Annotated in this window: 18 protein-coding genes and 2 pseudogenes; 9 read left to right on the top strand and 11 right to left on the bottom strand. The window is 65.7% G+C overall.

Going from position 1 to position 20,994, the window contains the following annotated elements; genetic code table 11:
- Positions 1-20: 20 nt before the first annotated feature.
- From fliI to I3K84_RS15160, 6 genes and pseudogenes are all read right to left on the bottom strand, one after another.
- Positions 21-1,424: a flagellar protein export ATPase FliI gene (gene fliI / locus I3K84_RS15185; RefSeq protein WP_196994908.1), complete on the bottom strand. Its 1,404-nt coding sequence runs from the start codon at positions 1,422-1,424 to the stop codon at positions 21-23.
- Positions 1,414-2,148, bottom strand: a complete 735-nt coding sequence (locus I3K84_RS15180; RefSeq protein WP_196994907.1) for a FliH/SctL family protein — start codon at positions 2,146-2,148, stop codon at positions 1,414-1,416. The genes fliI and I3K84_RS15180 overlap by 11 nt, the downstream gene beginning before the upstream one ends.
- A gap of 9 nt (positions 2,149-2,157) precedes the next feature.
- Positions 2,158-3,153, bottom strand: coding sequence for a flagellar motor switch protein FliG (gene fliG, locus I3K84_RS15175; RefSeq protein WP_196994906.1), 996 nt, complete (start codon positions 3,151-3,153; stop codon positions 2,158-2,160).
- Between the two features lie 33 nt (positions 3,154-3,186).
- Positions 3,187-4,659 carry a flagellar basal-body MS-ring/collar protein FliF gene (gene fliF, locus I3K84_RS15170; protein WP_370567747.1) on the bottom strand — a complete coding sequence of 491 codons (1,473 nt, stop codon included), beginning with the start codon at positions 4,657-4,659 and terminating at the stop codon, positions 3,187-3,189.
- 99 nt (positions 4,660-4,758) lie between these two features.
- Positions 4,759-6,211 (bottom strand): annotated as a pseudogene (locus tag I3K84_RS15165) (IS5 family transposase).
- A gap of 120 nt (positions 6,212-6,331) precedes the next feature.
- Positions 6,332-6,577 (bottom strand): annotated as a pseudogene (locus tag I3K84_RS15160) (flagellar basal body M-ring protein FliF); the annotation flags it as partial.
- Between the two features lie 173 nt (positions 6,578-6,750).
- On the opposite strand from I3K84_RS15160, the gene fliE reads away from it, so the two are divergent.
- Positions 6,751-7,062 carry a flagellar hook-basal body complex protein FliE gene (gene fliE, locus I3K84_RS15155; RefSeq protein ID WP_196994905.1) on the top strand — a complete coding sequence of 104 codons (312 nt, stop codon included), beginning with the start codon at positions 6,751-6,753 and terminating at the stop codon, positions 7,060-7,062.
- A gap of 182 nt (positions 7,063-7,244) precedes the next feature.
- On the opposite strand, the gene I3K84_RS15150 is transcribed toward fliE, so the two are convergent.
- The 5 genes from I3K84_RS15150 to I3K84_RS15130 form a co-directional block, all read right to left on the bottom strand.
- Complete coding sequence (locus I3K84_RS15150) at positions 7,245-7,544, bottom strand: flagellar protein FliT (protein WP_011806896.1); 300 nt, start codon at positions 7,542-7,544, stop codon at positions 7,245-7,247.
- Between the two features lie 2 nt (positions 7,545-7,546).
- On the bottom strand, positions 7,547-7,972 hold the full coding sequence (gene fliS, locus I3K84_RS15145) for a flagellar export chaperone FliS (RefSeq protein WP_011806897.1): 426 nt from the start codon (positions 7,970-7,972) through the stop codon (positions 7,547-7,549).
- Between the two features lie 142 nt (positions 7,973-8,114).
- Positions 8,115-9,554, bottom strand: coding sequence for a flagellar filament capping protein FliD (fliD, locus tag I3K84_RS15140; protein ID WP_011806898.1), 1,440 nt, complete (start codon positions 9,552-9,554; stop codon positions 8,115-8,117).
- Positions 9,555-9,747: 193 nt separating this feature from the next.
- A complete protein-coding gene (locus tag I3K84_RS15135) occupies positions 9,748-10,587 on the bottom strand; it encodes a flagellin domain-containing protein (RefSeq protein WP_011806899.1) in 840 nt (279 codons plus the stop codon).
- A 261-nt stretch (positions 10,588-10,848) separates the two neighbouring features.
- Positions 10,849-11,685, bottom strand: coding sequence for a flagellin domain-containing protein (locus tag I3K84_RS15130; RefSeq protein WP_011806901.1), 837 nt, complete (start codon positions 11,683-11,685; stop codon positions 10,849-10,851).
- Between the two features lie 446 nt (positions 11,686-12,131).
- On the opposite strand from I3K84_RS15130, the gene motA reads away from it, so the two are divergent.
- From motA to I3K84_RS15090, 8 genes are all read left to right on the top strand, one after another.
- Positions 12,132-12,992, top strand: a complete 861-nt coding sequence (motA, locus tag I3K84_RS15125; RefSeq protein ID WP_196994904.1) for a flagellar motor stator protein MotA — start codon at positions 12,132-12,134, stop codon at positions 12,990-12,992.
- 26 nt (positions 12,993-13,018) lie between these two features.
- Entirely contained in the window at positions 13,019-13,960 is a 942-nt protein-coding gene (motB, locus tag I3K84_RS15120) for a flagellar motor protein MotB (protein ID WP_172208707.1), read from the top strand.
- 61 nt (positions 13,961-14,021) lie between these two features.
- The gene (gene cheY / locus I3K84_RS15115; RefSeq protein ID WP_172208709.1) at positions 14,022-14,408 is read left to right on the top strand and encodes a chemotaxis response regulator CheY; all 387 of its coding nucleotides are present in this window, start codon (positions 14,022-14,024) and stop codon (positions 14,406-14,408) included.
- A gap of 2 nt (positions 14,409-14,410) precedes the next feature.
- Positions 14,411-15,040 carry a protein phosphatase CheZ gene (locus I3K84_RS15110; protein WP_196994903.1) on the top strand — a complete coding sequence of 210 codons (630 nt, stop codon included), beginning with the start codon at positions 14,411-14,413 and terminating at the stop codon, positions 15,038-15,040.
- Positions 15,041-15,370: 330 nt separating this feature from the next.
- The gene (locus I3K84_RS15105; RefSeq protein WP_196994902.1) at positions 15,371-16,531 is read left to right on the top strand and encodes a flagellar biosynthesis protein FlhB; all 1,161 of its coding nucleotides are present in this window, start codon (positions 15,371-15,373) and stop codon (positions 16,529-16,531) included.
- Positions 16,528-18,615, top strand: a complete 2,088-nt coding sequence (gene flhA, locus I3K84_RS15100) for a flagellar biosynthesis protein FlhA (protein ID WP_196994901.1) — start codon at positions 16,528-16,530, stop codon at positions 18,613-18,615. The genes I3K84_RS15105 and flhA overlap by 4 nt, the downstream gene beginning before the upstream one ends.
- The gene (gene flhF, locus I3K84_RS15095; RefSeq protein WP_011806908.1) at positions 18,612-20,204 is read left to right on the top strand and encodes a flagellar biosynthesis protein FlhF; all 1,593 of its coding nucleotides are present in this window, start codon (positions 18,612-18,614) and stop codon (positions 20,202-20,204) included. The genes flhA and flhF overlap by 4 nt, the downstream gene beginning before the upstream one ends.
- On the top strand, positions 20,194-20,991 hold the full coding sequence (locus tag I3K84_RS15090; RefSeq protein ID WP_011806909.1) for a hypothetical protein: 798 nt from the start codon (positions 20,194-20,196) through the stop codon (positions 20,989-20,991). The genes flhF and I3K84_RS15090 overlap by 11 nt, the downstream gene beginning before the upstream one ends.
- The last annotated feature ends 3 nt before the right edge of the window (positions 20,992-20,994 follow it).

Genomic DNA, 20,994 nt, shown 5'->3' with positions numbered 1-20,994 from the left:
GCCCTCCCATCGCCCTAGCCTCACGCGCCTTCCAGCGCCTGGCCCATGGCGGCGATGCTGTCGTCCATGGGGGCGGCCTCGAACATGCTCTGCTGCAAAAAGGCTGTCATGCCCGGCTGCAGGCGGATCGCCTCGTCCAGCTGCGGGTCGGATCCGCTCATGTATGCGCCGACCTGGATCAAATCGCGGCTCTTCTGATAGCGCGAGTACACCGCGCGGAAGCCTCGCGCCAGCTCGAAGTGCGCGCGCGGCACGACGTTGTGCATCACGCGCGAGGCAGATTGCTCGATGTCGATGGCCGGGTAGTGCCCGCTTTCGGCCAGCGCGCGCGACAGCACGATGTGCCCGTCCAGAATCGCGCGGGCCGCGTCGGCGATCGGGTCCTGCTGGTCGTCGCCCTCGGACAGTACGGTGTAGAAGGCAGTAATGGAGCCCACGCCGTTCAGCCCGTTGCCGCTGCGCTCCACCAACGCCGGCAGCTTGGCGAAGCAGCTGGGCGGGTAGCCCTTGGTGGCCGGGGGCTCACCGATCGCCAGGGCGATCTCGCGCTGCGCCATGGCGTAGCGCGTGAGCGAGTCCATGAGCAGCAGCACATGCTGGCCCTTGTCGCGGAAGTGCTCGGAAATCGCCGTGGCATAGGCCGCGCCCTGCATGCGCAGGAGCGGCGGTGCATCGGCCGGTGCGGCCACCACCACGGCGCGGCCGCGGTCCTGCACGCCCAGGATGTCTTCGACGAATTCCTTGACCTCGCGCCCGCGCTCACCGATCAGGCCGACCACGATCACGTCGGCCTGGGTGTAGCGGGCCATCATGCCCAGCAGGACGCTCTTGCCCACGCCCGAGCCGGCGAACAGGCCCAGCCGCTGGCCACGGCCCACGGTGAGCAGGGCATTGATGGCGCGCACGCCGGTGTCCAGCGGCTCGCGCACCGGGTCGCGCTCCATGGCATTGATGGGGCTGCGGTCCATGGGCTGGGCCGTCACCTGCGCCAGGGGTCCCGCATGGTCCAGGGGGTTGCCCTGCGAATCCACCACACGGCCCAGCAGGCCGTCACCCATCGGCAGAAGCAGTGCGCCCACGCCCGCGCCGGCTTCCTCCACCGGCGCCGCGCCCAACTGCAACGCCGGCACGTAGGCGGGAGCCGGCATCACGCTGGCGCCGCTGGACAGGCCATGGATGTCTCCCGCGGGCATCAGGTAGGCCGTGTCGCCCGCGAACCCCACCACCTCGGCCAGCACTGGCTCCTGGCCGTTCATCTGCACCTGGCACTGCGACCCCACGGGCACGCGGATGCCGGTGGCTTCGAGTACCAGGCCGGTCAGGCGGGTGAGCGTGCCGCGCGTCTCCAGCGGCTGCTCCGGCGCCAGGCGCGCGCGCGCCTGTGCCATGAAATCATCCCAGGCGCGGGCCGGCTCAATCGCCATGGTCCACGTCCTTCCAGGCCGCGGTCAGACCCAGCGCGGCAATGGCGCGGCGCCAGCGCTTGTCCAGCGACCCGTCCACCACCATGCCGCCCGACTCCACCCGGCAGTCGCCAGGCTCCACGGCGGTGTCGGCCAGCCACTGGATGCGGCCGGCGGGAAACTCCTCGCGCAGCGGCTGCTCCAGCGCGGCCCAGTCGCCCGGGTTCAGGCGCACGGTGGCGGGCCGCGCCTCGCTGACCAGCATGCCCAGCGCCTCGCGCACCACGGGCAGCACCGCCTGGGAATTGCCCGCGACCTCCTGGCGCACCACCTGGCGCGCGATGTCGCAGGCCAGTTGCAATACCTCCTGCGCCATGCCCTGCTGCATGCCGGTGAAGCTTTCTTCCAGCGCCTGGGCGAGTCGGGCCAGCCGCTCGGCGCCTTCGCGCCCCTGGCCGGCCACGTAGTCGTCCATGCGCTGCTGCCACTGCAGCCGCGTCTGCTCCTGGCCTTCGGCCAGGCCCTGGGCATAGCCCTCCTCGCGCGCCTGCTGCACCAGGGCCTGGTGCTGCGCCTCGTCGATACCAGGCTCCACGGGCGCCGCCTCGGGCTCCAGCACCGGCGGCTCGGGCGCCAGCGGCTGGCTGCCCGGGGGAAACTCCACGTCACCGAACTCCCAACGGGTGACGTCGCCCACCTCTTCGCGCGGGATGAAGCGGGTGTAATAACGCAGGGACCGGGTCATTGATCAGTCCTACACAAAGGCGTCGTCGCCGCCGCTGGCCAGCGCGATCTGGCCCTCGTCGGCCAGGCGCCGCACCGTCTTGAGGATTTCCTTTTGCTGCGCCTCCACCTCGGACAGGCGCATCGGGCCGCGCGACTCCAGGTCTTCGCGCAGCGCCTCTGCGGCGCGCGAGGACATGTTGGACAGAATCTTGTCGCGTACCTCGGGCTGCGACCCCTTGAGCGCAACCACCAGGGTCTCGGAAGCCACTTCGCGCAGCACGGTCTGGATGGCGCGGTCGTCGAGCTTGACGATGTCATCGAACACGAACATCTTGTCCATGATCTTCTGGGCCAGGTCCATGTCATAGCCGCGAATGGACTCCAGCACCGCCGCATCCATGCCCGAGCCCAGCAGGTTGATGATCTCGGCCGCCGCCTTGATGCCGCCCAGCGAGCTCTTGCGCACCTTGTCGCCGCCGGCCAGCACCTTGAAAAGCACCTCGTTCAGGTCCTTCAAGGCCGTGGGCTGTATGCCCTCCAGCGTGGCGATGCGCAGCATCACTTCGCTGCGCTGGCGCTCGGTCAGGTGCATCAGGATGTCCGAGGACTGCTCCGCGTCCAGGTGCACCAGGATGGCCGCGACGATCTGCGGATGCTCGTTGCGCAGCAGCTCGGCCACCGACAGCGGATCCATCCACTTCAGGCTTTCGATGCCCGACACGTCGCCGCCCTGCAGGATGCGGTCGATCAGCAACGCGGCCTTGTCGTCGCCCAGGGCGCGCTTGAGCACGGCACGCACGTAGTTGCTGGTGTCGGACACCAGCAGGCTTTGCGCGGCCGCGTCGCTGGTGAAACGGTTGAGCACCTCGTCCACCTTCTCGCGGGAGACGGTGCGCATGCGCGCGATGGTCTCGCCCAGCTTCTGCACTTCCTTGGGCGACAGGTGCTTGAAGACCTCGGCGGCCTCTTCCTCGCCCAGGGACATCAGCATGATGGCGGCGTCGTTCAGGCCTTGCTCGTCCATGACAGTCTCGTGATTCGGTGCGGGCCGGTGGCGTCAGTCGCCATTGACCCAGGTTTTGAGGATGCTGGCCACGGCGACGGGGTTGTCGCGGGCCAGTTGGCGCGCCTCTTCCAGGCGCAGTTGTTCCGCCGTGGGCTGCAGCTCTTCGGGTTGCGCAGGCCCCGGCAGGCCGGGGCGCTGCAATTCTTCGGAGGCGATGGCACTCAGCTGCGCCCCCGCCGGCTGCTGCGCCGCCATCTGCACGGCGCGGGCGCGGGCCTTGAGCGCCGGGCGCAGCAGCCCCAGCAGCAGGATGGCCGCGGCCAGCGAGATGCCCAGCGGCCAGCCCAGCGTCTTGGCCAACTCGATCGTCTCGGGCTGCTTCCACAGCGGCAGTTCGCCCGGGGGGGCCTCCTCCACCAGGAAGGGGGCATTCATGAGGTTGACGGAATCGCCGCGCTCCTTGTTGAAGCCGATCGTCTCGCGCACCAGCGCCGTCATCTGCTCCAGCTGTTCAGGCGTCAGCGCCTTGTTCACCGCGGGCTTGCCCGGCCCTTCGCTCACGGGCTGGTAGTTCACCACCACGGCCGCGTTCACACGCTTGATGGCGCCGGCACCGCCGCGCGTCACCTGGGTGGTCTTGTCCACCTCATAGTTGGTGATGGACTCGCGCTTGGCCTGGCCCGCAGCGCCGCTGCCCGGCGCGCCACCGGCCGCCGTGGGCGCGGGGTTGGCGCCGTTGATGGGAGCCGCGGAGGCCTGCGGCGGCTGGTTGGTCACCGCGCCAGGCACGCCGGTCGGTGGCTGCGCGCCGGGCGTGCCGCCGCTTTCCACCACCTGCTGGCTGCGCACGGCACTGGCATCGGGCGCCAGGTTGGGCTTGTGCTGCTCGACGGTGGACTCGGTCTGGTTGAAGTCCACTTCGGCGGTCACCTGGGCCTTCACGTTGTTCTTGCCCACGACAGGCTCCAGCAGGTCCAGGATGCGGCGTGCGTACTGCTGCTCGATCTGCTGCACATAGGCCAGTTGCTGCGCGTCCACGCCGGCGCCGGCCATGTCGGGCGTCTGCGACAGCAGCTTGCCGGTATCGTCCAGCACGCTCACGGCTGAGGGAGCGAGTTCCGGCACGCTGGAGGCCACCAGGTGCACGATGCCTGCGAGCTGCGCGCGGTCCAGGAAGCGCCCGGGGTACAGGCTGAGCAACACCGAGGCCGAGGGCTTTTGCTGCTCGCGGAAGAAACCGTTTTGCTGTGGCAGCGCCAGGTGCACGCGTGCGCTCTGCACCGAGGCCAGCGCCTGGATCGAGCGCGTCAGCTCCCCCTCCAGCCCGCGCTGGAAGTTCAGACGCTCCTGGAACTGGGTGACACCGAAGCGGTTGGTCTCCATCAGCTCGAACCCGGTCACCGATCCCTTGGGCAGGCCCTGCGTGGCCAGGCGCAGGCGCACGTCGTGCACGCGCTCGGCCGGCACGAGGATGGCACCGCCCCCTTCGGTGTACTTGTAAGGCGTCGGCCCTGAAATATTCATTTCAAGCCTGGGAGAGCCTGCCAGCCCCCAAGGTCAGCCGGTTGGCCAGGGCTGTGCACAGGGTTGATCGGGCATCAGCAGCCCAAGAGCGCATGTCCATCACAGCGGCCAGCCAAGAACGCTCCTGTGTGCTGGCTTGCAGCAGGCACAAAAAAACCACCTGCAAGAAGGCCACCCCCTTCTTGACGATCATGCGCAGCAGCCACTTGATGTTGTAGCCGGCCGCGCACAGCACCGCGTGCAGGCGGTCGCCCTGTTCGCCCTTGAGGTGGCAGCGACCCATGCGGTGATCGGCCTTGAGGTGCCCGATGATGGGTTCAATAGCCTGGCGCCGCCTGAGCAGCTTTCTTTCCTGCTCACTGATCCGCTTGGCCTTGCCCCGGTGCACGATGTGCACATCCGGGTTGTCCGCATCCACCCCCCGGTAGCCCAGATCAACGAACGCTGTCGCTGGTTTTGCATCGCTGTCCTGCATCAGGATCGTGGCCTGCTCCAGTTGCTCTGTGAGGGTGTGACCATCGTACGGGTTGCCGTGGAAGGCCCGGGCGCCCACGATCAGGTTGCCTTTGAGCGTGCTGGCAATGCCCACCTTCACGCCGAACTCGTAGGGCTGCTTGGCCTTGCCTTTGCTGATGCAGTCCACCTCCGGGGCATGCCAGGCGTACAGCTTGGGCTGTCCATCCACCGCCTTGCGCTGGCCGCTCTGGGCCACGATGCGCGCGGCCTTGCTCAATGTCTGGGCGAGCGCTTGGCGCACGGCTTGCCCGATGGCGCTGGCCCCAGTGGCGATCTTCCTCTCGATCTCGCGCTGCAGCCGCCCGACGATGGTGCGCTGGCGCTTGATGGCGCGGCGCATGCGCTTGAACTGGCGCGCGTGGGCATAGCGCCCGGCCTTGCGGCCCAGCTCCTTGCCTTCCTTGGCAAAGGTCTGCTTCAAGTCGATGCCGGCACCCTTGGCTGCTTCGACCAGCTTGACCCTGGCTGTCTCCAGCAGGCGGCTGTCGGTGGGGTGCGCAATCGCCTTGTGCTGCACCGTGCTGTCCACGATCACGCGAGAGAGCTCCTGCGGCTTGATCAGCTTGAGTTCAACGGCCACGTTGATGGTCTGCGCCAGCAGCTCTTCCACGCCTTCTTCGCCCAGCAACTGACGGAACTTGACCAGGGTGGTGGCGTCGCAGGGCTGGCGGTCTTCGTAGTACGCGCAGCCCGAGAAGAACTGCCAGCGCGGGGTGTCGGCCCAGCGGGCCACCACGCCCTCATCGGATTCGTTGAACGCGTGCTTGAGGTACAGCAGCGAGACCATGATGCGCAGCGCCACGCGCGGGCGCCCGGCCTTGCTGGCCGCAGCCTGGCGCTGGGGCTTCTCGCCGAACAAATCCAGATCGGGCATGGCCTGCCCGGCGTGGGCCTTGCGCACCAGCAGGTGGGCCACCCGCGCCTCGATCTCCTGCCAGGGCATGCGCGAAGACAGCACCGCCAGCGGATGGCGCAGATCGATCATCTGGTCGATGCGCGAGCGGAAGAAATCGTCGGTGGCGGGGCAGGTGAACATCACGGCACGAAACTCCCAGAAATCAAGGCGGATGCGCTATCAGAACGGGAGAAATTATACGCCGGAATGAAGAAAATATCCAGCAAAATCAATGGCTTACGAATAAATCAGGGGCGACTAAGGCACATTCATCTGCGACAGCTGCGCCACGATGGCGCCGCCGTCCTTGTCGTTCAGGCCGGAGAACAGCACCCGGTAGTCGGGCTGGCGGCTGTAGAAGAATGCGGCCAGCAGCGCCGCGACCAGCAGCGCTGCCACCCCCCCCAGGCGCAGGCGTGCGGCACGGTCGAGCGAGGCCAGCCGCTGAGGCCAGCCAGGGCTGGCGACGGGAGGCGGAGCGTCGGGAACTTCGGCAACTGCAGACATCGGGTTTTCCACAAAAAGACGGGCGCCAGGCGAGGCTCTGGCGTGCGGCGATTATGGAATCCGCCCCGTCCGCCGTTCAGCCGATAAAGCGCGGCTTTGGCCATCATTTCCCGCCTCTGCGCGCCCCACGGCGCCCTACGATTGCGCCATTCCTGACATTTCCCGATCCCACCATGGACCTGCGCATCAACAGCACCCAGTTTCCCCTCACCGGCACCCAGGTGGCGCGCCGCGTCACCGCGCCGCAGGAAGGCGTGCGGGAGGCCGGCTTTTCCTCGGCGTTCAAGAACGCGCTGCAGTCCGTGAGCGCAGCGCAGGACCAGGCCAGCGGTCTGCAGCGCGAAGTGCAACTGGAAAATCCCCACGTCAGCATCGAGGAAACCATGGTCGCCATGCAGAAGGCGCAGATCGGCTTCCAGGCCACGCTGCATGTGCGCAACCGCATGGTGCAGGCCTACACCGACATCATGAACATGCAGGTGTAAGGCGCGCATCGACGCGACTTTAGCTCATGATTTAATAGCTGCTAGCGCTTAATGGATAAGCGCTAGAGGCATATTTCGCATATAAAAAAGCCGGCCACCTTGCGGTGCCGGCTTTTTGCGTTGCCCCTGGAGCCCCCCCGCCCGGCGCCACCACGCCGCAGCCAGGGAAGGAAAGCACAACGTCAGTGCATCATCTGCGGCTGCCCGTCGAACAGGTGCTCGAACTGCGCCAGCCAGGGCTCGGCCAGGCAGCGGATCTGGGCATCGTTGCGCAGGATGCGCTGCATGATGCGGGCCTTCTCCTTGCGGTGCTCAGGCGCCAGTTCCTGCTGCTGCGACTGGTAGCGCAACTGCTCGATGAGCACCGCGCAGGTGCCCTCGTAGCGCACCACGCCGTCCCAGTCCTTGAGCTTGGCCGCCTCCAGCATCTTGGCGCTGCTGTCCTCGATGGCCTTGTAGTAGTCAATCAGCATGGTGGGCATCTTCAAACCCCTCCGCCCTGGGCTGGCGCAGCGCTGCCTGCGCCAATCTGCCCCCAGCTTTGGGCCACGGGTGCGATCAGGCGCACCACTTCTTCAATCAACGCAAGGTCGTTGCGCACATTGGCCAGCATCAGCCGGTTGGCGCAATAGTCGTACAGAGCGCCCAGGTTGCTGGCCAGCTCTCCGCCTTGAGCGACATTGAGCCCCGCCTTCAGTCCCTCGTCCAGAATGCGCGCAGCCTTGCCTAGCTGATGCCCCTTTTCTTCAATTTCGCCACGCTGCAAGGCACCGCGTGCCGCATTGAGCGACTGCATCAAACCGTCGAACAACATTTGAATCAACATATGCGGCGACGCACTTTCCACCACGGATTGAACTCCCACCTGCCGATAGGCCATGGTGGCGCGTGAACTGACTGGGGTGTACATCGGCGACTCCTTCATGCTATTTACAGTCAATATCGGCAGCTGCATCGAAAACTCAAGCAAATCTAATAGCACTTCAGGAAGCAAAAAACCGGGCTCATCGGGCTTTCACGGTACAGGACAACTATGTGTTTAGTCGAAGCATTTAATTGTTAGTGCGGTTCCACTGCGAAACCTGCTGCCCGACGTAGGCGCCAAGTCCCGACAACGAGGCCATCTTGGCGTCAAGCGCCGTGTACTGGGCGCGCAGCCTCTTTTCCATAATGGAGGCCCGCTCATCGACCCGATCCTGATCCGACTTGTTGCGCTTGATGGAGGCCCCCAGTGCACTGGCCTTGTTGTCGAGTAAGCCCTCGGGCAACAACATCTGGTCTGCCAGGGCCTTCATCTTCACGGCCAGACCGTTTGCCTGCGAACCAGAACCCACATTGGTGGCAAATAGGGCTTTGAGCGCCTCGGGGTTCTTGAGCGCGGCATCGAGCTTATCGGCCGAAACCTCCAGCTTGCCACCGGTCTTGATGTCAATGCCGATGTCGGCCAGCCGCTGAAACGCACCCGTGCCCTCCGCGGTGGAGGCGATCATCGAACGCAGCGTATTCTGCAACGCTACCGTGGTGCCGTCGCCCTGCAGGGCGCCCGCCGTCTTGCTCGCGCTGTCGTACTTGGTGGATGCGCCTAACAGGTCATTGAGGCCGTTATAGGCATTCACAAAATCCTGAATGTTTTTTTTCAAGGTTTCCGTGTCCGAACCCACCGCCACCTCGACCGGTGCGGTAGTGATTTGCGACGCAGTAAAGCTCAGGCCAGGAATGGTGTCAGTGAACGTATTTGTCGCCGACTCCACCGCAATGCCATTGACCGTGGCCTGCGCATTCTGCGCATATTGAATGGCATTGGCCGCCATGCCGGCGCCCGGCGCGCCCTGGGGATCAAACGCCAAATTGGACAGACCCGGAGCCGCGCCATCCTCGGTCACCCGAATGCGGAAACCCGAGGACGCGCCCGTGCTGTCGGAACGCACCAGCAGGCGCTCGCCATTGGCATCGCGCAGCACCGTGGCCGTGACGCCGGCCTTTGCACCGTTGATCTTGGAGGCAATCGTGGCAAGCGAATCGCCCGCATCGATCTGTACCGGCACGGCGCCCGCCGCGCCTTCGGTGAACTGGGGAGAGGCCGTATCTGTGCCCGTCCAGGTTCCGAGTTGAATGGACAGGCTGCCGCCTCCCACGGACGCCCCCGGAGCACCCAGCGAGGCCGAAGCCGCCGACTGCGCCCGCGCCAGCTGCTGCACACCGATGCCGAACGACGTAGCACTGGCCGCGCCAATCACGCTGACCGACACCGCAGCGCTATTGGACGAAGTGGCCACCATGCCACCCCAGGTGCTGTTCTTGGATAGCTTGGCCGCCGCATCGGACAGCGTGGACATCATCGACTTGACCTGGGAGAAGATGGACAGCTTGGTCTGCATCGACAAAGCCACGGATTGCAGCTTGGCAATCGGCTGCCTTTCCAGCGCAACCAGCTTGGAGACGATGTCCTCGACCTGCAGTCCGCTGCCAATGCCTGTAGATGAAAGGCCCATATCACACCCCTAAGTTGCTTCAAGTAAACGACCATATACGCCACATAGCGCAAAGCCTAATACTCAGCCGGCCTGATGCCACACAGCAAAAACAAAATGCCGGAATGCCGCGCAACACGGCACCCAGCCAAGCCGATTACCCCGAAATATCGGCACCAGGGTGAAAAACTTGAATTCCGCGCCCGCAAAGCGCTTACTGGAGCAGTTTCAACACCGTCTGGGGCAACTGGTTCGCCTGCGCAACCATGGCGGTACCGGCCTGCTGCAGAATCTGGGCGCGCGACAGGTTGGCCGTTTCGGCCGCGAAGTCGGCATCCATGATGCGGCTGCGGGCGGCCGACTGGTTCTCGACAGACACCTGCAGGTTGGAGATCACCGCATCGAACCGGTTTTGCGCCGCGCCGAAATCGGCACGCTTCGAGTTGACGGTGTCCAGCGCTGTGTCGATGTTGTCAATAACGGCCTTGAGCGCCGCCGTGTCAGCGGTGTTGTCAATTGTTCCACCCGTGACAGCGGTAATGGTTGTGTCAACCTTCATGTTCGTGGTGACCACATCGATAGTGTCGTCGGCAGTGGTATTGGCGCCGATCTGGAAGGTCAGCGTCCCAGCGTCAGCGCCCAAAATGTGCTTGCCATTGAATGTGGTGCCGCCCAGCACGCGCGTGATTTCAGAAGCCAGCGCCTGGTACTCCTTATCGAGCGAATCCTTGTCGTCATTAGAGTTCGTGGAGTTGCGCGCCTGCACTGCCAGTTCACGCATGCGCTGCAGCGAATCACCCACCTTGCCCAGGGCGCCTTCCGCCGTCTGCGCCAGCGAAACGCCGTCATTGGCGTTGCGGATCGCCACGTTCATGCCGCGCACCTGCGTGTTCATGCGTTCGGCGATCGCCAGGCCAGCCGCATCGTCCTTGGCGCTGTTGACGCGCAGACCCGACGAAAGGCGCTGCATGGAGGTGGACAGCGAAGCCTGCGAGGTATTGAGGTTGCGCTGCGCATTCAGCGAAGAAATATTGGTGTTGATGGTTGATGCCATGAGCTGCTCCTTGTTAAGCCCGACGGCATCGCCGTCGTTTCCAGCGCCAGCCGTGAGCGCTGGCAAAACATCAAGCCCGGCGCAATCCCGGCTTTCTTGATGGCTTGATTCTGGAGACATCGCCCTCAGGCAAGACGCCGATAAAAAGGCCCTTTGCCGCCCTTTTCAACCCGCACAACCTCGCTTCGTCCATAAAAAAACCCACGGCATATTCCGTGGGTTTTTGCCCGACCGCTGACGGCCGGCGGAATCTGGGAGCTGTTAGCGCAGCAGTGACAGGACGCCTTGTGGCAACTGGTTGGCCTGGGCCACCATGGCGGTGCCGGCCTGCTGCAGGATCTGCGAGCGCGAGAGATTGGCCGTTTCCGATGCGAAGTCGGCATCCATGATGCGGCTGCGGGCGGCCGACTGGTTCTCGACAGACACCTGCAGGTTGGAGATCACCGCATCGAACCGGTTTTGCGCCGCGCCGAAATCGGCACGCTTCGAGTTGACGGTCTTCAGCGCAGTGTCGATGTTGTCAATAACGGTCTTGAGCGTCGCCGTGGTAGCGGTGTTGTCGATTTTTCCACCCGTGACAGCGGTAATGGTTGCGTCGCCCGTCATGTCCGTGGTGACCACATCGATCGAGTCGTCGGCTGTCGTATTGGCACCGATCTGGAAGGTCAGCGTCCCAGCGTCAGCGCCCAAAATGTGCTTGCCATTGAATGTGGTGCCGCCCAGCACGCGCGTGATTTCAGAAGCCAGCGCCTGGTACTCCTTATCGAGCGAATCCTTGTCGTCATTAGAGTTCGTGGAGTTGCGCGCCTGCACTGCCAGTTCACGCATGCGCTGCAGCGAATCACCCACCTTGCCCAGGGCGCCTTCCGCCGTCTGCGACAGCGAAACGCCGTCATTGGCGTTGCGGATCGCCACGTTCATGCCGCGCACTTGTGCGCTCATGCGCTCGGCGATCGCCAGGCCAGCCGAGTCGTCCTTGGCGCTGTTGACGCGCAGGCCCGAAGACAGGCGCTGCATCGAGGTGGCCAGCGAAGCTTGCGATGTATTGAGGTTGCGCTGCGCATTCAGCGATGCGATGTTGGTGTTGATGACTGCCATGGTGATAGCTCCTTGTATAAAGCCCTAACGTGCGGCATTGCTGCCGGTATCAAATGCCAGCACACGCTGGCTGCCCAACCCGTTGGCTTGCGGCCCTTGCATCCATCTGGGCCTTGCCGCGGGGACAGGGCTTTGCATCCCTGTTGTGTGTGTTATCGGCCCGCTGCGCGGCAAACTTTAGGGCTGCGGTAACTTTTTGCGACATTCGACGGCGCGCGTCGGTACTAGCCGACGGGCGAGGCGGAGTTTTCTCTTGTTTTGATAGCTACTAGCGCTTGACAGCAAAGCGCTACAACCAAAAAAGACCGTGAATGCCTGCCCGACGGCCAAGTGGCGCCGCGGCGGCGTGCGGCCCGGCCCATCCCCGTGCAGCGGCTTGATCTGGCCGCCCAAGCGGGCCTTGTTTGGGCTTATGGGCGCAAACGGCTCTGCCAGAATCGCCCACCATGCTTGTCCTCCTCGGCTACCTCATCACCTTCGGCTGCGTCTTCGGCGTGTTCGTGGCCCATGGCGGCAACATCAAGGTGTTGCTGGAGGCCCTGCCCTTTGAAATGATCACCATCGGCGGGGCCGCGCTGGGCTCATTCATCGTGACCAACCAGCCCAAGGTGCTCAAGGCCACCATGGCCACCCTACCCCAGGTGTTCAAAGGCAACAAGTACACCAAGGCGCGCTACATGGAGCTGATGGCCATGCTCTACGAGATCCTGCAGAAGGCCCGCAAGGAAGGGCTGATGTCGATCGAGCAGGACGTGGAGTCGCCCAAGGAATCAGAGCTGTTCAAGAAATTCCCTACCGTGGGCAGCGACCCGCACGTGATCGAATTCACCACCGATTACCTGCGCATGATGGTCTCGGGCAACCTGAACGCCCACGAGATCGAGGCGCTGATGGACAGCGAGATCGAAACCCACCACGCCGAGGCGCACGCCCCCGTGGCGGCGCTCACGCGGCTGGCCGGCGCCCTGCCGGCCTTCGGTATCGTGGCCGCGGTGCTCGGGGTGGTGAACACCATGGGCTCGGTGGGCCAGCCGCCCGCCGTGCTGGGGGGCATGATCGCCTCGGCGCTGGTCGGCACCTTCCTGGGCATTCTCCTGGCCTACGGCGCGGTGGAGCCGCTGGCCGGGCTGCTGGAGCAAAAGGCCGCCGACGCCGCCAAGGAATACGAGTGCATCAAGTCCACCCTGCTGGCCAGCATGCAGGGCTACAACCCCGCCACCTCCATCGAGTTCGGCCGCAAGGTGCTGTTCTCCGGGGACCGCCCAGGCTTCGCCGAGCTGGAAGCCCACGTCAAGGGCAAGAAGTGACGCGCCACGCCTGAACCGCCTTTGCCATGGCCGAAAAGAAGCTCCAGCCCATCATCATCAAGCGCGCCAAGAAGCGCCCCCATGCGCCGCACGGCGGCGCATGGAAGATCGCCTACGCCGACTTCATGACGGCCATGATGGCCTTCTTCCTGCTGATGTGGCTGCTGGGTTCCACGGCCCAGGGCGAGTTGCAGGGCATTGCGGCGTATTTTCAGTCGCCGCTCAAGGTGGCCATGCAGGGCGGCGACGGCGCGGGCAACAGCTCCAGCATCATTCCGGGTGGTGGCAATGACTTGACCAAGGTGCACGGCCAGGTGCGCCGCGCGGATGCCGAAAAAAAGGCCAACTCCACGCGCACGCTGGAGTCGGCGCGGTCTGAGCGTGCGCGGATAGACGCCGAGCGCATCAAGGCACTGCAGTCCAAGATCGACTCGATGATCACCGGCAACCCGCGCCTGAACGAATACCGCTCGCAGATCCGCCTGGACCTGACGCCCGACGGGCTGCAGATTCAGATCGTGGACGAGCTCAACCGGCCCATGTTTGACAGCGGCAGCGCGCTGGTCAAGCCGTACATGCGCGACATCCTGCGCGAGATTGGCGCCGCGCTGGGCGGGGTAGAAAACCGCATCAGCCTGGCCGGCCACACCGACGCCGTGCCCTACGGCAACGGCGAGCGCGGCTACAGCAACTGGGAGCTGTCTGCCGACCGCGCCAATGCCTCGCGCCGCGAACTGGTGGCCGCGGGCATGCCCGACGCCAAGCTGGGCCGCGTGGTGGGCATGGCTGCCAGCGATCTGCTGGAGCCCGAGAACCCCCGCGCCGCCGTGAACCGGCGCATCACCATCACCGTACTCACCCATGAAGCCGAAGAGCGGCTCATGGGTAAAAAGAACGTGATATTTCCGTTACCGTCGCCCGTGGCAGAAAAGCAGGACAATCCAGCTTCCTCATCGCCGAATCAGTAACAACTTGTCACGTTGCTGATGACTTACGACAATAGCCCCATATTCACCGAAAGGGTCCTTTGTGTCCTCCGCCCTTCGCTTTCTGATCGTTGACGACTTTTCCACCATGCGGCGCATCGTCCGCAACCTGCTCAAGGAAAGCGGTTTCGCTGATGCCGACGAGGCCGAAGACGGCGTGGCGGCGCTGAACAAGCTGCGCAACGGCAAGTTCGACTTCGTGGTCACCGACATCAACATGCCCAACATGAACGGCTTTCAGTTGCTGACCGAGATCAAAAAGGACGACACGCTCAAGCACCTGCCCGTGCTGATGGTGACGGCCGAGGCCCGCAAAGAAGACATCGTGGCTGCGGCCCAGGGTGGCGCTGCGGGCTACATCGTCAAGCCGTTCACCAAAGCCACGCTGGAAGAAAAGGTGACGCTCATCCTCAAGAAGCTGGGGCTGTAACCATGCAGGCAGCGGATCAAGGTTTGCCCGCCGGCGGGGCGGACGACATCCACCACAAAATCGGCCAGCTGACCCGCCAACTGCACAACGCGCTCAACGAGCTGGGCTATGCCGACCAATTGCGCGGCAGCATGGGCGAGCTGCCCGACGCGCAAAGCCGCCTGTCCTACATCGCGCGGCTGACGGGCGAGGCGGCCGAAAAAGTGCTGGGCCGCGTGGAGCAGGCCAAGTCGCTGCACGACTACATGGCCTCCGAGACAAAACGCGTGGTCAACGCGCTGGTGGCCGACCCGGTGGCAGCCGTGGCCAAGGGCGAGGTGTACAACTTTCTGACCGACGTGGATCGCGTGACCAAGGAGGCCGACGGCCACCTGACCGAGATCATGATGGCGCAGGACTTTCACGACCTTACCGGCCAGGTGATTGCCCGCGTGGCCAACCTGGCGGGCACGCTGGAGCAGCAACTGGTGCAGCTGCTGATACAGACCGCGCCGCCCGGCGCCCAGGCGCCCACCACGCCCGAGCCGCAGCGCGAACGCCTGCAGGGCCCCGTGGTCAACCCCGAGTCCACGCCCGACGTGGTCACCGACCAGTCGCAGGTGGATGACCTGCTGGCCAGCCTGGGGTTTTGACGGCCGCATGCCGTGGGGCGCCCTGGGTGGTGCCTTGGCTTTGTGGGTGTTTTACAGAGGGCGAGGGAGCAATACCGGCGCAACCGATCGCCCTCGCCCCTTTGGGGAGGGGTGAGGGGCCTGCAGCGGCATGTACCTAATCAAGTGTTTTAGCCTCTAGCGCTTACCAGATAAGCGCCAGTAGCTATCGCTTCAATAGCAAAACCAGCCCGCGCGACTGTTGCCGCGACGGCGACGGCCTTGGCAAATAGCGCCCCCGCAGCCCCGTTATTCGGGCTTTAGCTTTTCTCGCGGCTCCCGACAATGGAGTGGCCCTGAGGTCATGCCACCATGGATTCGAGCCAAGACAAAAACCTACCCGCCACCGAGCGCAAGCTCCAAAAGGCGCGCACCGACGGCCAGGCGGCCCGGTCGCGGGACTTGTCGCACCTGGCCATTTTGGGCATGGGTGCAGTGGCCCTGCTGGCGCTGGCGCCCTGGTTCGTCGAATACCTGCAGCGCGCCATGCGCATGCAGCTGGTGTTTGATGCCGCCACGGTGCAGGCGCCCGGCCAGATGCTGGCGCGCATGCAGTCCATGGTGGGGGTGGGCCTGCTGGCCAGCGTGGCGTTTGCGCTGCTGACCGGCGGCGCAGCGCTGGCCAGCGCCGTAGGTGCGGGCGGCTGGATTTTCAGCTTCAAGCCCGTCAGCCCGCAGTTCAACCGGCTCAACCCGCTGTCGGGTTTTGCCAATCTGTTTTCCAAACAGCAGCTGGCCAACGTGGCCAAGATGATTTTGCTGACCGCCATCCTCACCGCCGTGGCCTGGAACTACATGGGCCACAGCATTGAAGAAATGGCCCTGCTGGTGCTGCAGCCCTCGCCAGCGTCGCTGCGCCATGTGGGCGACTGGATCGTTGCGGGCGCCAGCCTGCAGCTGCTGGTGGTGTTTGTGTTTGCGGTGGTGGACGTGCCGCTGCAGGCGTTCTTCTTCAAGTCGCGCATGAAGATGAGCCACCAGGAAGTCAAGCAGGAGCACAAGGAGTCTGAGGGCAGCCCGGAGGTCAAGGGCAAGATTCGGCAAAAGCAGCGCGAGATTGCCGACCGCGCCAGCATCTCTGCCGTGCCCAAGGCCGACTTTGTGGTGATGAACCCCACCCACTATGCCGTGGCCCTGCGCTATGACGAGGCCTCCATGGGCGCGCCGCAGGTGATCTCCAAGGGCACGGATCTGCTGGCCTTCAAGATCAGAGAAGTTGCCCAGCAGCACAAGGTGCCGGTGCTGCAGTCGCCCATGCTGGCGCGCGCGCTGTACGCCCACGCCGAACTGGACCAGCCCATTCCCGCCCAGCTCTACAACGCGGTGGCGCAGGTGCTGGCCTATGTTTATCGCCTGAAGGCCGCCATGCGCGGCGAAGGCCGCATGCCCGACGCGCAGCCTGACCCCTTCGTGCCGCCCGAGCTTGACCCGCACCACAAGCCGCTTGCCGCAACGGCAGGAGCCACACCATGACAACGCCCAATTCCATCCAATCCATGAGGCAATGGGCCGGCACCAACGGCATGGCACTGCAGGGGCTGTCGGCCCCGCTGCTGGTAGTGGCCATCCTGGCGCTGATGGTGCTGCCCATTCCGGCGTGGATGCTGGATACTTTCTTCACCCTCAACATCGCCGTGGCGCTGATGGTGATGATGGTGGCCGCGTACATGATCAAGCCGCTGGACTTCGCGGCCTTCCCTTCGGTGCTGCTGCTCACCACGCTGATGCGCCTGTCGCTGAACGTGGCGTCCACCCGCGTGGTGCTGCTGGAAGGCCACACCGGCCCGGGCGCGGCCGGCGCGGTGATCGAGGCCTTCGGCCACTTCTTGATCGGCGGCAACTTCGCCGTGGGCCTGATCGTGTTCGCGATCCTGGTGGTGATCAACTTCGTGGTGGTGACCAAGGGCGCGGAGCGCATCGCCGAGGTGTCGGCCCGCTTCACGCTGGACGCCATGCCCGGCAAGCAGATGGCCGTGGACGCCGACCTGAACGCCGGCCTGATCGACGAGAAAGAAGCCAAGCGCCGCCGCATCGAGGTGCAGGAAGAGGCCAACTTCTTCGGCGCCATGGACGGTGCCAGCAAGTTTGTGCGCGGCGATGCGATTGCCGGCATTTTGATTTTGATCATCAACATCGTGGGCGGCTTTGCCATCGGCATGCTGTCGCACGGCCTGTCGGCCAGCGAGTCGGCCAACAGCTACATCCTGCTGGCGGTGGGCGATGCGCTGGTGGCGCAGATTCCGGGCCTGCTGATCTCGGTGGCGTCGGCCATGGTGGTGTCGCGCGTGGGCAAAGAAACCGACATGGGCCAGCAGATCGTGCAGCAGTTGCTCATGTCGCCGCGCGTGCTGGGCGTGACCGCGGGCGTGCTGATCCTGCTGGGCCTCATCCCCGGCATGCCGCACACCGTGTTCCTGGTCATGGGCAGCCTCCTCGGCTACGGCGCCTGGGTGCTGCTGCAGCGCCAGCGCCGCCCCGCCCCGGTGGAAGAAGCCCCCGCGCCCGTGAGCGACGGCGAGGCCAGCTGGGACGACCTGCAGCCCGTGGACCTGCTGGGCCTGGAGCTGGGCTACCGCCTGATCGCCTTGGTGGACAAGAGCCGCCAGGGCGACCTGCTCACGCGCATCAAGGGCGTGCGCCGCAAGTTTGCGCAGGAGGTGGGCTTCCTGCCGCCAGCCGTGCATGTGCGCGACAACCTGGAGCTCAAGCCCAGCGCCTACCGCATCACGCTGCGCGGTGTGGTGGTGGGCGAAGGCGAGGCATTCCCCGGCATGTACCTGGCCATCAACCCCGGCGGCATCTCCACGCCGCTGATCGGCACTCCCACCACCGACCCCGCCTTCGGCCTGCCCGCGCACTGGATCGACGCCGCGCAGAAGGAAGCGGCACAAATGGCGGGCTTTACCGTGGTTGATTCGGAAACCGTGATGGCGACCCATTTGTCACACTTGATGCAAGTGCACGCCGCCAAGCTCCTGAGCCGCACCGAGACGCAGCAGCTCGTGGAGCATGTGACCCGGCTGGCACCCAAACTCATCGAAGAAGTCGTGCCCAAGATGGTGTCCATCACAACATTCCAGAAAGTGCTGCAGCTGTTGCTGGAGGAGTCCGTGCACATCCGCGACATCCGCACCATCATCGAGACGCTGGCGGAACACGCCGGCAGCACGCAAGACCCCGTGGAACTGGCGCGCCGCGTGCGCATCGCCCTGTCCCCCGCCATCGTGCAGCAGATCTACGGCCCCACGCGCGAGCTCAGCGTCATCGCCATCGAGCCCGGGCTGGAGCGCCTGCTGATGCAGGCCCTGGGCAATGCCAGCGGCCCGGCGCTGGACCCCGGCGTGGCCGACCTGCTCACCCACAAGGCCGCCGAAGTCGCCCTGCAGCAGGAAGAGCTGGGCATGCCCGCCTGCCTGCTGGTGCCCGACCAGATCCGCAACGCCATCGCCCGCCTGGTGCGGCGCGTGGCTCCCCGCTTGCAGGTGCTCGCCCACAGCGAGATTCCTGAGACCCACACCATCCGCATCGGCCCGATCCTCAAAGGTGCATCCGCATGAACATCAAACGCTTTACCGCTCCCACCGCACGGGAGGCCCTGGCCAAGGCGCGCATGGCCTTCGGTGAAGGCACGCTGATCCTGTCCAACCGCCCCACGGCGGGCGGCGTCGAGGTGGTGGCCACGGCCGAGGACGCGCTGTCGTCCCTGCACGGCGGCGCCGAGCCGGCACCCAACCGTCTGCAGGAGCGCGCCGACGACCTGGCCGCGAGCCAGCCGGTGCGCATGTCCCAGACGCAGCCCCATGCAGCCCCTGTCCCGCAGCCCGCACGCCAGCCGGCGCCCGCGGCACGCAGCACCGTGGCGCACGACACCGAGCAACTGGCCATGAGCACGCTGTCGTTCCAAGACTATGTGCGCGAGCGCATGCTGCGCCGCCGCCACGAGGCCTTGCACGGCACGAGCGCCCCCGCGCCCCTGAACGAGCGCGCCGCGCTGGAGCGCGGCCTGCCCGAACAACGCTTCGAACCCCGCGCCGAGCGCCTGCCCGAGCCACCCGCGCCACAGCCCGTGAATGCCCCGGTGGCACGCCACAACCCATTGCGGCCCATGCATGCCGCCCTGGGCGCAGAGCAGCTCACGCCGCGCCGCGCCGAGGCGCCCGCCACAGCCGCGCCCACGCTGGCGGCCGGCCTGGGACAGCAGAACCTCATGAAGGAACTGCAGTCCATGAAGGAGCTGATCGAGGACCGTTTCAACACCCTGGCCTGGCTGGGCCAGGCCCGCCAGAACCCGATCCAGTCCACACTGATGCTCAAGCTCATCCGTGCGGGCTATTCGCCCGCCCTCTCGCGCGCGGTGCTGGAACACCTGCCCGAGCATCTGGGCGCCCAGGACGCCGTGCGCTGGCTCATGGAAGTGCTGGAGCGCAACCTGCGCACCGACGCGCAGACGCTGCCGCTGTACGAGGAAGGCGGCATCTTCGCCATGGTGGGCGCCACCGGCGTGGGCAAGACCACCACCACCGCCAAGCTGGCCGCCTTGTGCGCGCGCATCCACGGCCCCGCCAGCGTGGGCCTGATCACGCTGGACACCTACCGCGTGGGCGCGCACGAGCAACTGCGCTCCTACGGCCGCATGCTGGGCGTGGTGGCGCACCTGGCGCACGACCGCGCGGCGCTGCAGGACCTGCTGGGCCTGCTGTCGTCCAAGAAGATGGTGCTCATCGACACCACGGGCGTGGCCCCGCGCGACCCGCGCAAGCGCGACCTGCTGGACGTGCTGGCGCTGCCCGGTGTCAAGCGCCTGCTGGTGCTCAACGCCAGCAGCCACGGCGATACGCTGGACGACGTGCTCACCGGCTTCAAGACCACCGGCTCGCAGCAGGCCATCCTGTCCAAGGTGGACGAGGCCGTGAAGCTGGGCCCCGCCATCGATGCGCTGATCCGCCACCAGATGGTGCTGCGCGGCGTGACCAACGGCCAGCGCGTGCCCGAGGACTGGGAAGCGGCCGACGCCCGCAAGCTGGTGAGCGCCTCCATGCGCACGAGCGTGAAGTCGGCCTTCGACCCCAAGGCCGCCGAGTTGAACTTCTTCTTCTCGCACGCCACGGAAACGGCCGATGAGCGGGGGATGGCCGATGTTGCTTGATACCGCTTTGCACCAGGCCGCCGGGCTGCACAGCTACACGCCGCAGCAGGACCTGCGCCTGCTGGCCGTGCTGAGCCAGCCGGGCAGCGGCCCGTGGCTGGAGATGCTGTGGCAGCTGTGCTCCAGCCTGCAGCGCCTGGGCTACCCCGTCGTGGTGCTGGACGGCACGGCGCTCGAGAGCCCGCACATGCCCGGCCTGGACCAGCTGCTGCACCCGGCTCCCTGGAACGGCGCGCAGACGCTGGCCTCCGCCACCGGCGCGTCGCTGGCCGTGGTGCCCGCGGCCCGCGGGCTGGCCCGCCTCGCGCAGCAGTCCGAACACCATGGCGCCGCCGTGCTGCAGCGCCTGCAGCCCTTGTTTCGCGCCTACGCGCTGGTGGTGCTGCATGCGCCGCCCGAGCAACTGGCGCCGCTGCTGCGCGGCAGCGCCAGCGTACCGCTGATCATGACCGGCCCCGGCGCGCAAGGCATGGTGCGCAGCTACCGCCAGCTCAAGCACATGGCGCTGCACGCCGGCGTGCGCTGCACGGTGGCGTCCATCCTCGCGCCGCAGGAGCCTGTGCAGCACCGCCAGACCGCCGAGGCGCTGGACACGCTGCAGCGCAGCGCGCGCACCCACCTGGGCCTGCAGGTCCACACCACCACCGTGGCCGCCGCGCGCGCGCAGGACATCCAGCGGCTGGCCTTGCAACTGCTGGAAAACGCATGCACCATTGACGCTGCCATGCCCCTGCTGCCCCCGCACAGCCTGTGCGCCTCCCTCTCGCCCCTGGACCGGAGCCACTGACCC

It is taken from the genome of Diaphorobacter sp. JS3051 (genome assembly GCF_015832135.1).
GTDB classification, from domain to species: Bacteria; Pseudomonadota; Gammaproteobacteria; order Burkholderiales; family Burkholderiaceae_C; genus Diaphorobacter; species Diaphorobacter nitroreducens.
This window is presented reverse-complemented; position numbering and strand designations above follow the sequence as displayed.